Source organism: Sphingomonas sp. Ant20 (genome assembly GCF_000783375.1).
Lineage (GTDB): Bacteria > Pseudomonadota > Alphaproteobacteria > Sphingomonadales > Sphingomonadaceae > Sphingomonas > Sphingomonas aerolata.
Map to the genome: position 1 here is coordinate 22855 of NZ_JRVI01000026.1, position 12439 is coordinate 35293.

Here is a 12439-nt window from a genome sequence, read left to right on the forward strand (position 1 = left end):
GTGAGTTTGAGCATATGACCGAGATCGAATGGTGGGATTACGAGGACACCGAGGAGCTCGCAGCCGCGGTTGCCGGCGACATCCAGTTCGTCATCGAGAGCGCGCTCGACGCGCGCGGCTCGGCGGTGATCGCGCTGGCGGGCGGCAAGACGCCGATGGCGGCGTATGAGAAGCTCGCCCAGGCCAAGCTCGACTGGAAGAAGGTCACGATCATTCCCGGCGACGAGCGGATCGTGAAGCTGGGCGATCCGATGTCGAACGTCACCGCGCTCGCCAAGATCTTCCTGCCTAAGGGGGCGCGGGTGAAGCCGATCGTCCCCGATGCGATCTCCGACTATAAGGCCGCTGGCCGCTCGGCGGATGCGCTGATGCAGGACCTGCACTGGCCGCTCGACTTCTGCCTGCTGGGCATGGGCACCGACGGCCATACCGCGTCGATCTTCCCCGGCCCCGATTTCGACGAGGCGCTGAGCGGTCCCAAGGAACGCCGCGCGGTGGGCGTGATGCCCGAGCCGCTGCCGCCCGAGGCCCCGGTCGCGCGCGTCACCCTGTCCGCCGCGGCGATCGCGTCGTCCAAGGCGCTGATGATCATGATCACCGGCGAGGAGAAGAAGACGCTGCTCGAACAGGCGATCGAGCAGGGTCCGTCGTCCAAATATCCGATCGGGCGCGTGCTGGCCGAGGTCGAGCTGCCCGTCGACATCCACTGGGCCGCCTGAGATGCTGAACGCCGTCGTCTCCGCGGTCACCGACCGGATCATCGAACGGTCGCGCGACAGCCGCGCCGCCTATCTCGCGCTGATCGACCGCGAGGGCGAGGCGCAGGTGCGCCGGCCGTCGCTGGGCTGCGCGAACCTCGCGCATGCCTATGCGGGGACCGAGGAGGACCGCGATGCGATGAAGGCCGATGCCGGCATGAACATCGGCATCGTGACGGCGTATAACGACATGCTGTCGGCGCATGCGGTCTATTACCGCTATCCCGAACTGATGAAGGTCTGGGCGCGCGAGGCCGGCGCAACCGCGCAGGTCGCGGGCGGCGTGCCGGCGATGTGCGACGGCGTGACGCAGGGCTATCCGGGGATGGAGCTGTCGCTGTTCAGCCGCGACACGATCGCGCTGTCGACCGCGATCGCGCTGAGCCACGGCACGTTCGAGGGCGCGGCGCTGCTCGGCATCTGCGACAAGATCGTGCCGGGGCTGCTGATGGGCGCGCTGCGCTTCGGGCATCTGCCGATGGTGCTGATCCCGGGCGGGCCGATGCCGACCGGGCTGCCCAACAAGGCCAAGGCCGCGGTGCGCGAGAAGTTCGCCGAAGGGCTGGTCGGCCGCGAGGAACTGCTCGAGGCGGAGATCGGCGCCTATCATTCGAAGGGCACCTGCACCTTCTATGGCACCGCCAACACCAACCAGATGATGATGGAGGTCATGGGCCTCCACATGCCGGGCGCGGCGTTCGTCAATCCGGGTACCAAGCTGCGCCAGGAACTGACGCGCGCGGCGGTCCATAGGCTCGCGAAGATCGGGGCGCGCGGCGACGATTACCGGCCGCTCGGCCGCTGCGTCGACGAGCGCGCGATCGTGAACGCGGCGGTCGGCCTGCTCGCGACGGGCGGCTCGACCAACCATCTGCTCCACGTCCCCGCGATCGCGCGTGCGGCGGGGATCGTGATCGACTGGGAGGATTTCGATCGCCTGTCGGCGGCGGTGCCGCTGATCGCGCGTGTCTATCCCAATGGCTCGGCGGACGTGAACGCGTTCGAGGCGGCGGGCGGCATGCCCTATGTGATCCGCGAACTGCTGGGCGAAGGGCTGCTCCACGGCGACATCATGACGATCGGCGGGCAGGACCTGTCGGCCTATGCCAAGACCGCGGTCGTCGCGGACGGTGCGCTCGAATGGCGCGACACGCCCGACAGCGGTGACGAGACGATCCTGCGTCCGGCCACCGCGCCCTTCTCGGCAGATGGCGGCATGCGGATCCTCGCGGGCAATATCGGCCGCGCGTGCATCAAGGTGTCCGCGGTCGAACGCGAGCGCTGGATCGTCGAGGCGCCCGCAATGGTGTTCGACGACCAGCTCGACGTGATCGAGGCGTTCAAGCGCGGCGAGCTGGAAAAGGACGTCGTCGTCGTCGTCCGCTTCCAGGGGCCGCGCGCGAACGGCATGCCCGAGCTGCACAAATTGACCCCGCCGCTGGGCGTGCTGCAGAATCGCGGGTTCAAGGTGGCGCTGGTCACCGATGGCCGCATGTCGGGTGCGAGCGGCAAGGTGCCGTGCGCGATCCATTGCTCGCCGGAAGCGCTGCTCGACGGCGCGATCGGGCTGATCCGCGACGGCGACATGATCCGCGTCGATGCGGTCAACGGCACGCTGGAAGCGCTGGTCGATGCGGACGTGTGGGCGACGCGCGAGATGGTGACGCTGCCGCCCGCGGTCAGCGGCATGGGCCGCGAGCTGTTCGGCATGTTCCGCGGGCTGGCCGACGAGGCCGAAAAGGGCGCGTCGGCGATGCTGGCGGGCGCGGGGCTCTAGAGCCCGCGCCTACCGTTCGTTCCGGGCGATGTCCTTCGACGTCGCCCAGGACGAACGGCGATAAGAGATCAAGGATCGGGAGAGACCAATGGAAATCGTAGCGGCAGATATCGGCGGGACGCATGCGCGCTTTGCGATTGCCGAGGTCGAGAATGGCCGCGTCGTCAAGCTGGGCGAGCCGGTGACGATGAAGACCGCGGATCATGCGTCGCTGCAGACCGCCTATCAGGCGTTCGAGGCGGGGCTGGGACGGCCCCTGCCCCGCGCGCTGGGCATCGCAGTCGCGTCGCCGGTCGCCAACGACGTGATCCGCCTGACCAACAACCCGTGGATCATCCGCAAGTCGCTGATCACCGAGCGGCTCAACGCGGACCAGTGGGTCGTCGTCAATGATTTCGGCGCGGTCGGCCATGCCGTCGCGCAGGTCCCCGACAGCGACTTCATCCATCTGTGCGGCCCCGACACGCCGCTGCCGTCCGAGGGGATCACGACGATCTGCGGACCGGGCACCGGCCTGGGCGTCGCACAGCTGCTGCGGCACCGCGACCGGTACCAGGTGCTGGAGACCGAGGGCGGTCACATGGACTTCGCGCCGCTCGACGGGATCGAGGACGCGCTGCTCAAGCGGCTGCGCAAGACCTTCACGCGCGTGTCGGCCGAGCGCGTCGTCGCCGGGCCGGGGATCGTCGCGATCTACGAGACGCTCGCCGAGATGGAGGGGCGTTCGGTGCCCAGCCGCGACGACCGGACGATCTGGACCGAAGCGATCGACGGCACCGATTCGATCGCACTCGCAGCGCTCGACCGCTTCTGCCTCGCGCTCGGCGCGGTGGCGGGCGATCTCGCGCTCGCGCAGGGCGCCAAGGCGGTGGTGATCGCGGGCGGGCTCGGCTTCCGGATCAAGGACCGTCTGGTCCGCTCGGGCTTCGACCAGCGCTTCGTCGCCAAGGGGCGGTTCCAGACGATGATGGCGGCGATGCCCGTCAAGCTGATCACCCATCCCCAGCCCGGCCTGTTCGCGCCGCGGCTGCCTTCGCACAGGAACACACGCAATGACCGCCACAGCCTTGCCCACTATTGCAAACATCATGCAGACCAGCGCCGTCATCCCGGTGCTGGTGATCGAGGACGCGGCGCTCGCCCGTCCGCTCGCCGAGGCGCTGGTCGCGGGCGGCCTGCGCGTGCTCGAGGTGACGCTGCGCACCGGCGCCGCGCTCGAGGCGATCGCCGAGATGAAGAAGGTCGAGGGCGCGATCGTCGGTGCGGGCACCGTCGTCAACACGCGCCAGTTCGCCGAGGTGATGGACGCGGGCGCCGAGTTCATCGTCTCGCCCGGCCTGACCGAGCGGCTCGCGACGCCGATCATCGAGAGCGGCGTGCCGTTCCTGCCGGGCATCGCCAATGCGGCGGACATCATGACCGGGCTCGACCTCGGCCTCACGCATTTCAAGTTCTTCCCGGCTGAGGCGAGCGGCGGGCTGAAGGCGCTGAAGGCGCTGGCGGCGCCGTTCTACCAGGCGCGGTTCTGCCCGACCGGCGGGATCACCGAGGCCAGCGCACCCGAGTGGCTCGCGTTCAAGCCGGTGCTGTGCGTCGGCGGGAGCTGGGTGACCGGGGGCACGATGGCCGAGATCGAGATGAAGGCGCGCGCGGCCAACGCGCTGCGGGGGTAAGGATCGGACGTGCGGCACTGGTGCCCACGTTCCCCCTCCCCGTTCGTGCCGAGTAGAGACCGAGTAGCCCCGATGGGGCGTATCGAGGGCTCGTATCGAAGCACCGCTTATCCGAAGAGGGGGTATCGACGGAGGGGGCCCGTGCGCCAATTGTCCCTCGATACGCCGCTTCGACTTCGCTCAGCAGCTACTCGGGACGAACGGGGTGGCTGAGCGACCCGGCGCCATGGTGTCAGGCGCCGAGGGGGCGATTACATCTCGCCGCGGGCCTTGCGGATTGCGTACCATTTGCGGACGTGGCGTTGTGCTGGTCGAGCGTGTCGGCGAAGACATGGCCGCCGGTGCCGTCCGCGACGAAATACAGCGCCTGGGTCTGCGCCGGGTCGAGCACCGCGTCGATCGAGGCGCGGCCGGGATTGGCGATCGGGCCGAGCGGCAGGCCGGGGCTGGCATAGGTGTTGTAGCCGTTCTTCGCCTGCAGTTCGGAACGCAGGATGCGGCGGCCGAGCGGGCGACCCTTGGTGATCGGGTAGATGACGGTCGGATCCGCCTGAAGCGGCATGCCGACGCGCAGGCGGTTGCCGTAAACCGCGGCGACCATGCGACGCTCGGACGGCTTGCCGGTTTCCTTCTCGACGATCGAGGCGAGGATGATCGCCTGTTCGGGGGTCGCCACCGCGATGCCCGGCTTGCGCGCCGCCCAGGCCTTGGCGAGATAGGCGGTCATCGCCGACTGCATCTGCGCGACGACCGTGGCGCGCGTGTCGCCGCGTTCGAACGCATAGCTGTCGGGCAGGATCGAGCCTTCGGCGGGGACGGGCACGGTACCGGTCAGCCCGTCGGCCTTCATCAGCGCGTCGTGGACGAGGACCGAGGGATAGCCCTCGGGGACCGCGACCAGCCGCTGGACGACCTTGCCGCCCTGCATCAGCTTCAGGATGTCGGACGGGCTGGCGTTTGCGGGGATGCGGTATTCGCCCGCCTTGATCGGATCGCCCGAGCCGAAGATGCGGGCGTAGAGGCGGAAGCGGCTGGCGGAGCGGATCGCGCCGGCCTTTTCGAGCTCGGTCGCGGCGGCGGCGAGGCTTGACCCCTGCGCGACCTGGACGGTGAGCGTGCGCGCGGCCGGGCCGGCGCCGCCCCAGCCCTGGACGACGAGGAACAGCGCGACGATCGCCACGAGGGCGAGAATCACTCCGAAACAGCCGACCTTGCGCATTAACGTTCCCCGCGGAGGCCGGGGCCCAGTTGGGCAGGCCCTCCGATAAAAGCACCATTCACCCAACTGGACCCCGGCCTTCGCCGGGGGAACAGGTTACTTGACCAGCGTCATCACCAGCGAGGCGTTGGTGCCGCCGAAGCCGAACGAGTTGTTCAGCACCGCGCGGACTTCGCGCTTCTTGGCGACGTGCGGCACGAGGTCGACGCCGATGCAGCTGTCGCTCGGATTGTCGAGGTTGAGCGTCGGCGGCACGATCTGGTCGCGCAGCGCGAGGATGCAGAAAATGCTCTCGACCGCGCCGGCGCCGCCGAGCAGATGCCCGATCGCCGACTTGGTCGACGACATCGACAGGCCCGAGATCGCATCGCCGAACAGCCGGCGGACCGCGCCGAGTTCGAGCTCGTCGCCCATCGGCGTCGAGGTGCCGTGCGCGTTGATGTAGTCGATGTCCTCGAGCTTGAGGCCCGACTTCCTGATCGCCATCTGCATCGAACGGAACGCGCCGTCGCCTTCGGGATGCGGTGCGGTGACATGGTACGCGTCGCCCGACAGGCCATAGCCGATCACCTCGGCATAGATCTTCGCGCCACGCGCCTTGGCGTGTTCATATTCCTCGAGCACGAGCACGCCCGCGCCCTCGCCCATCACGAAGCCGTCGCGGTCCTTGTCATAGGGACGCGAAGCCTTTTCGGGCGAATCGTTGAAGTTGGTCGACAGTGCGCGCGCCTGGGCGAAGCCGGCGATGCCGAGCGGGCAGACGGTGCCCTCCGCGCCGCCCGCGAGCATCACGTCGGCATCGTCCATCGCGATCATCCGCGCGGCGTCGCCGATCGCATGCGCCCCGGTCGAGCAGGCGGTGACGACCGCATGGTTGGGTCCGCGCAGACCATATTTGATCGAGACCTGACCCGAGATCAGGTTGATCAGACGGCCATGGACGAAGTGCGGCGAGACGCGGCGCGGCCCCTTGGTGTGGAGGACGATCGATTCGCTCTCGATGCCCGGCAGGCCGCCGATGCCCGAGCCGATCGACACGCCCGCGCGCCAGCTTTCCTCGACCGTCATCTCGGTCAGGCCGGCGTCTTCGAGCGCCTGGCCCGCGGCGTCGATGCCGTAGATGATGAAGGGATCGACCTGGCGCTGGACCTTGTGGTCGACGCGCTTGGCGGGATCGAAGCCATATTCATGGTCTGCGGGCTTCACCTCGCAGGCGATGCGACAGACCTGGTCCGACGCATCGAACCGGGTGATCGGGCCCGCCCCCGACTTGCCGGCGAGAATGTTCGCCCAAGCCGTTTCAACATCGGCCCCCAGGGGGGTGACCAGGCCTAGCCCGGTTACGACGACACGCCGCATGACCTCAAACTCCACATGCTTCCAAAACGAAACGGCTCCCCGCCCTCTTAGCCCAAGGACGGGGAGCCGCTCAGATCATAGCCACCAGGGCAAGCCCGACGGATCGGACCTCAAGCCCTGATCAGGCCTTGTGCTCGTCGATATAGGTGATCGCGTCCTTGACGGTCGCGATCTTCTCGGCCGCGTCGTCAGGGATCTCGACGCCGAATTCTTCTTCGAACGCCATGACCAGCTCGACGATGTCGAGGCTGTCGGCACCCAGATCGTCGATGAAGCTCGCATCTTCGGTCACCTTGTCGGCTTCGACGCCGAGATGCTCGACGACGATCTTCTTCACGCGGTCTGCGGTCTCGCTCATGTTCGTTCCCTCTATCTTTGGGGGTTTTTACCAGTTCCTGACGCCCGTAGAACGGGGTCCGTTTCGTGGCAAGGGTCAGTTCATCGCCTTGCCGGGTCGCTTTGCGCGATTGCGGGCGAAAACCGGGCGTTAGCCCGGCTCATGCCGCGGATCCGTGACGTCAGATCATCGCCATCCCGCCATTCACGTGGAGCGTCTGCCCGGTGACATAGCCCGCCTCGCGGCTGGCGAGATAGACGATCGCGGCGCCGATGTCCGCGCCCTCGCCCAGCCGGCCGGCCGGAATCTTGGTCGTCAGCGCGGTCTTCTGCGCGTCGGGGAGCGCGTCGGTCATCGGCGAGGTGATGAAGCCGGGGGCGACGCAGTTGACGGTGATGCCGCGGCTGGCGAGCTCCTGCGCCATCGATTTCGACATGCCGATCAGCCCCGCCTTCGACGCGGCGTAATTGGCCTGGCCCGGATTGCCGGTGACGCCGACGATCGATGTGACCGAGATCATCCGGCCGAAGCGCGCCTTCATCATCGGCTTGGCGGCGGCGCGCATCAGGCGGAACGCGGCCTCGAGGTTGACGCGGATGACGCTGTCCCACTCGTCGTCCTTCATCCGCATCGCGAGATTGTCACGGGTGACGCCGGCATTGTTGACGAGAATGTCGATCTTGCCGAGCTTCTCCACCGCCTGGGGGACGAGCGCGTCGACCGCGGCGGGGTCGGACAGGTCGCAGGGCAGCGCGACATGGTCGCCGCCGAGGGTGGCGAGGAAGGCGTCGAGCTTGGCGGCGTTGGAGCCGGATATGGCGAGGCGCGCGCCCTGTGCGGCTAGGGCTCGGGCGATCTCGGACCCGATCCCGCCCGATGCGCCGGTGACGAGGGCGGTCATGCCTGTGAGGTCGAACATTCTAGTCTCCAATAATTTGGTTCACGCGAAGGCGCGATGGCGCGAAGGGGGGTGTAGCCGTTGACGATCCGACGGAGCCCCTCCTTCAGCGTTTCGCCTCCGAAGTTGATCAGCAGCCCAAGTGGCTGCCTGGTAAGTCGCAAATAGGTCAGCAATTGCTTTGCATGAGCGGCGTTCAGCCGCTCGACGGATTTGATTTCGACGAGCAGTCGATTGCCGATGATGAGGTCGATCCGAAATGCCGCATCGAAGTGCAGGCCTTCGAACTCGATCGAAACAGGTCGCTGCCGCTCGACCTGATAGCCCAGAGTGGTGAGCTTGGACGCCAGAACAGTTTCGTAGACGCTCTCGAGCAAGCCTGGGCCCAGTTCGCGGTGAAGGCGCAGAGACACGTTAATGACGTCAGAAGCGGCAGCCTCGATATCCATCATCTTCGCGCCTTTGCGCCTTTGCGTGAATTACATCTTCTTCACGAAATCCTCGATGTCGTCCATCGTGATGACGCTGGTGGTTTCGGCGTCGGGGGCGGTGCGTTTTACCATGGGGGCTAGGACCTTGCCGCCGAATTCGACGAAGTGGCCGACGCCGGCTGCGTGCATCGCGAGTACCGATTCGCGCCAGCGGACCATGCCGGTGACCTGCTGGACGAGCAGGTGGCGGATCGCGCCGGGGTTGGCGACGGCGACCGCGTCGACATTGGCGAACACCGGCACCAGCGGCGCGCGGAGGTCGGCGTCGAGGAGCGCGGCTTCCATCGCCTCGGCGGCGGGCTGCATCAGCGGGCAGTGGAACGGCGCGGAGACCGGGAGCAGCACCGCGCGCTTGGCACCGAGATCCTTGGCGAGCGCGATCGCCTTCTCGATCGCGAGGCGGTGGCCCGAGATCACGACCTGCGACGGGTCATTGTCGTTGGCGACGGTGCAGACCAGCTCGGCCCCGCCCTCGGCGAGGATCGAATCGACCGCGGCGCCCGCGATCAGCTGCGCCTTTTCGAGGTCGGTGCCGAGCAGCGCGGCCATCGCGCCCTCGCCCACCGGCACCGCCGCCTGCATCGCCCGGCCGCGCAGCTTCAGCAGCCGCGCGGTGGTCGACAGGTCGAGCGCGCCCGCGGCGCACAGCGCGGTATATTCGCCGAGGCTGTGCCCGGCGACATAGTCGGCCTTGTCGGCGAGGCGCAGACCGCCCTCCTTCTCGGCGACGCGCAGCGTGGCGATCGCGTTCGCCATGATCGCGGGCTGCGCATTCTCGGTGAGGAGCAGCTCGTCGGCGGGCCCCTCGCTCATCAGCCGGAACAGATTCTGGCCGAGCGCCTCGTCGACTTCGGCGAAGACCTCGCGCGCGGTGGCGCTGGCGTCGGCGAGCGCATTGCCCATGCCGACAGACTGGCTCCCCTGGCCGGGGAAGATGAACGCGCGCATGACCTCTCCTCTTTGAAGCGGGCGGACTAGAAAGGTGTGGCCCGAGTTGCAACCGCGCGAACCTGAACGGACCCGGCGGGTTTGCGACAAAATGCGACCAATTCGCGACGCCGGCGACAAGCGCCTGCGACAAGCGGCCCCCAGATTATGGAGGACGCCGCAGCATCGGCGCCGTGTTTCAACGGGAGAGTATCATGAAGACGTTCATCCTCAGCGCGCTTGCCGCCACCCTCGTCGCCAGCCCGCTGCTGGCCGCCGCTCCGGCCGAGGCGCAGCAGCGCCGCGAAGTGACCACCGTGCGCCAGAACAACAATGGCCGCACCGTCGTCACCAAGCGGACCACCGTCCGCCCGAACCAGTATCGCAATTTCCGCACCGGCCAGCGGTTCGACCGCCGCTATGCGCAGAACTACCGGGTGATCACGACGTACCGCAACTATCGCCTCGCCGCCCCGCCGCGTGGCAGCCAGTGGGTCCGTTCGGGTCGTGACGCGCTGCTGGTCAACGGCCGCGGCAATGTGGTCCAGGTGCGTGGTGGCGCGTTCCGGTAAGGTCCGGGCCTCCACTACATAGTCATCCTGAGATGAGCGCCGTCCTCGATATACCCCGTCATCCTGACGAAAGTCAGGATCCAGGTCAGACAGGGCGGCGCTCCGTTACTCTGGATCCTGACTTTCGTCAGGATGACGGACGAGGGAGCGGATGACGGAAGGGGTTGGGAAGACGGACGGACACCTTGCCTTTCCCCGTCAATCGGGTAAGGGCCATCGCAACCGGGGTGAGGGATTCGCGTCCCTTGCCCCGGTTTGCATTCTAGACGACAGCCGGAGGGGTGCACGCATGGGGCGTGTATCAGCGATCGGCCAAGACGAAGGACAAGACATGGCTCTTTACGAGCACGTGTTCCTTGCGCGCCAGGATCTGGCACAGGCGCAGGTGGACGCTCTGGCGGAAATCGCCACCAAGATCGTGAACGACAACGAAGGTCGGGTCGTAAAGACCGAGAACTGGGGCCTGCGTTCGCTGGCGTACAAGATCGCCAAGAACCGCAAGGCGCACTATGTGATGCTCGAGATCGATGCCCCGGGCAACGTGATCGCAGAGCTGGAGCGCCAGACGCAGATCAACGAAGACATCATCCGTTACATGACGGTCAAGGTCGACACGCTCGAAGAGGGCCCGACCGTGATGATGCGCAAGTCGGACCGCGACCGTGAGCGTCGTGGCGACCGCGAAGGTGGCCGTGAAGGCCGTCCTGACCGCGGCGATCGTCCGGACCGTGGTCCCCGTCGTGACCGCGAAGAGGGAGCTGAATAATCATGGCACGTCCATTCTTCCGCCGCCGCAAGAGCTGCCCGTTCTCTGCCAAAGACGCTCCCCGGATTGACTATAAGGACGTCCGGTTGCTGCAGGGCTTCGTGTCCGAGCGTGGCAAGATCGTCCCGTCGCGTATCACTTCGGTGGCCGCAAAGAAGCAGCGCGAACTGGCCCAGGCCATCAAGCGTGCGCGTCATCTGGGCCTGCTGCCCTACATCGTTAAGTAAGGAGCGCCCCCATGGACGTCATTCTGCTTGAGCGCGTCGAAAAGCTCGGCGCCATCGGCGACGTGGTGAAGGTCAAGGACGGCTATGCCCGTAACTTCCTTCTCCCGAACAAGAAGGCGCTTCGTTCGAACGAAGCCAACCGCAAGGTTTTCGAAGCGAACCGTGCGCGGATCGAGTCGGACAACGCATCGCGCCGTGCCGATGCCGAGACCGAAGCGAAGACCTTCACCGACGCGAGCGTGACCCTGATCCGTCAGGCGTCGAACACCGGTCAGCTCTACGGCTCGGTCGCGGTTCGCGATCTGGTCGATGCGCTGGTGGCCGATGGTCACAAGGTCGGCAAGTCGGCGATCGTGCTCGACAAGCCGATCAAGGCGATCGGCGTGTACACCGTCAAGGTTGCACTCCACCCCGAGGTGTCGGTGTCCGTCAAGGTCAACGTCGCCCGGTCGCCGGAAGAAGCCGAGATGCAGGCTCAGGGCGTCGACGTCATGTCGTCGATGTTCGAGCGTGACGAGGCTGGCTTCGTCGAGGATTACGATCCGAACGCAGAGCCCGGCGCGACCGCCGAAGCCCCGCGCGACCAGGAGGAAGAGGCACAGGGCTAACCCCCTCGCCTTTCCTGGCCGACACGAAAAAGGCCCGTCCGGAGCGATCCGGGCGGGCCTTTTTCATGTCCGCGGCAGGAACGCCAGCGGCTCAGGGGCAGGTGACGCAGGCGCCGACCATCGCGGCGAGGGGGACGAGCGCGAAGATGACGGGGAGGATCTGTTTCATGGCCGGCGAACTCTATGAAATGGGATGCGGCGATAATGCCCAAGGCCGGCGAAAGGTTGCGGGCAGATGAACCGCGCGGCGCGGCGAACCGGCGGCATTCACCCCGCCCCCTGCTCCACCGCAGAAGACGCACATTCTGGCCAAAATCGATTGTCAGCGCGCGATTGTGATCGCTGTGTGCAGGTTCCAGTTTTTGGAAAGGTTAAGAAAATGCGTACGAGTCTCCAGAAATATCCGACGGTTGCCCTCCTGCTGATCGGGTCGATCGGGCTGGGCGGTTGCGCCACCAAGGGCTTTGTCCGCGAGCAGATCGCGACCGTCAACACGCGCATCGACGGCATGGACGGCCGCCTGCGGACCGTCGAGGGCACGTCGGGCGAGGCGCTGACCCAGGCCCAGGCCGCAGCCGGCCAGGCGCAGCAGAACGGCCAGCGGATCGACCAGATCAACGGTCGCGTCGACGGCATGGAGCAGAAGATGCAGCAGCAGATGCAGCAGCGCCAGCGCAAGCCGCGCGGCTGAGCCTGACCCTGCTCCATGCCAATACCCGGGACGGCTTTCGCCGCGCAGGATCGCCATCGTGAGAGGATCTTGCGCGTGAGAGGGCTGTTACCGGGACGGTACCGGGCGGCGGCGCTTGCCGGCCTGGCGCTGGCGC

General features: G+C 67.0%; 13 protein-coding genes and 2 pseudogenes. 9 read left to right on the forward strand and 6 right to left on the reverse strand.

Features of this window, described 5'->3' with window-relative positions:
* Positions 1–14 precede the first annotated feature (14 nt).
* The 4 genes and pseudogenes from pgl (at position 15) to eda (ending at position 4208) form a co-directional block, all read left to right on the forward strand.
* Positions 15–719 carry a 6-phosphogluconolactonase gene (pgl, locus tag NI18_RS05590; RefSeq protein WP_031396120.1) on the forward strand — a complete coding sequence of 235 codons (705 nt, stop codon included), beginning with the start codon at positions 15–17 and terminating at the stop codon, positions 717–719.
* A 1-nt stretch (position 720) separates the two neighbouring features.
* Positions 721–2535 (forward strand): phosphogluconate dehydratase, encoded by a 1815-nt coding sequence (gene edd / locus NI18_RS05595; RefSeq protein ID WP_037528660.1) that lies wholly within the window; start codon positions 721–723, stop codon positions 2533–2535.
* 88 nt (positions 2536–2623) lie between these two features.
* Positions 2624–3591 (forward strand): annotated as a pseudogene (gene glk, locus NI18_RS05600) (glucokinase).
* Complete coding sequence (gene eda, locus NI18_RS05605; protein WP_037528662.1) at positions 3588–4208, forward strand: bifunctional 4-hydroxy-2-oxoglutarate aldolase/2-dehydro-3-deoxy-phosphogluconate aldolase; 621 nt, start codon at positions 3588–3590, stop codon at positions 4206–4208. Before glk ends, eda begins: the two are co-directional and overlap by 4 nt.
* 251 nt (positions 4209–4459) lie before the next feature.
* On the opposite strand, the pseudogene mltG reads toward eda, so the two are convergent.
* The 6 genes and pseudogenes from mltG to fabD form a co-directional block, all read right to left on the reverse strand.
* A pseudogene (mltG, locus tag NI18_RS05610) lies at positions 4460–5427 on the reverse strand (endolytic transglycosylase MltG).
* A gap of 96 nt (positions 5428–5523) precedes the next feature.
* The gene (gene fabF / locus NI18_RS05615; protein WP_037528671.1) at positions 5524–6786 is read right to left on the reverse strand and encodes a beta-ketoacyl-ACP synthase II; all 1263 of its coding nucleotides are present in this window, start codon (positions 6784–6786) and stop codon (positions 5524–5526) included.
* Positions 6787–6907: 121 nt separating this feature from the next.
* Complete coding sequence (locus NI18_RS05620; protein ID WP_031393971.1) at positions 6908–7144, reverse strand: acyl carrier protein; 237 nt, start codon at positions 7142–7144, stop codon at positions 6908–6910.
* Positions 7145–7304: 160 nt separating this feature from the next.
* Entirely contained in the window at positions 7305–8042 is a 738-nt protein-coding gene (fabG, locus tag NI18_RS05625) for a 3-oxoacyl-[acyl-carrier-protein] reductase (protein ID WP_031440821.1), read from the reverse strand.
* On the reverse strand, positions 8021–8473 hold the full coding sequence (locus tag NI18_RS05630; protein ID WP_128082089.1) for a GxxExxY protein: 453 nt from the start codon (positions 8471–8473) through the stop codon (positions 8021–8023). The genes fabG and NI18_RS05630 overlap by 22 nt, the downstream gene beginning before the upstream one ends.
* A 27-nt stretch (positions 8474–8500) precedes the next feature.
* Positions 8501–9460, reverse strand: a complete 960-nt coding sequence (gene fabD / locus NI18_RS05635; protein WP_037528665.1) for an ACP S-malonyltransferase — start codon at positions 9458–9460, stop codon at positions 8501–8503.
* Between the two features lie 194 nt (positions 9461–9654).
* Between fabD and NI18_RS05640 the strand changes: the two genes are divergently transcribed.
* The 5 genes from NI18_RS05640 (at position 9655) to NI18_RS05660 (ending at position 12303) form a co-directional block, all read left to right on the forward strand.
* Positions 9655–10011 (forward strand): RcnB family protein, encoded by a 357-nt coding sequence (locus NI18_RS05640; RefSeq protein ID WP_037528667.1) that lies wholly within the window; start codon positions 9655–9657, stop codon positions 10009–10011.
* A gap of 331 nt (positions 10012–10342) precedes the next feature.
* On the forward strand, positions 10343–10777 hold the full coding sequence (rpsF, locus tag NI18_RS05645) for a 30S ribosomal protein S6 (protein ID WP_031393977.1): 435 nt from the start codon (positions 10343–10345) through the stop codon (positions 10775–10777).
* Positions 10778–10779: 2 nt separating this feature from the next.
* A complete protein-coding gene (rpsR, locus tag NI18_RS05650; RefSeq protein ID WP_031393978.1) occupies positions 10780–11004 on the forward strand; it encodes a 30S ribosomal protein S18 in 225 nt (74 codons plus the stop codon).
* Positions 11005–11015: 11 nt separating this feature from the next.
* A complete protein-coding gene (rplI, locus tag NI18_RS05655; RefSeq protein ID WP_031440825.1) occupies positions 11016–11612 on the forward strand; it encodes a 50S ribosomal protein L9 in 597 nt (198 codons plus the stop codon).
* 379 nt (positions 11613–11991) lie between these two features.
* A complete protein-coding gene (locus tag NI18_RS05660; RefSeq protein WP_031393980.1) occupies positions 11992–12303 on the forward strand; it encodes a hypothetical protein in 312 nt (103 codons plus the stop codon).
* The last annotated feature ends 136 nt before the right edge of the window (positions 12304–12439 follow it).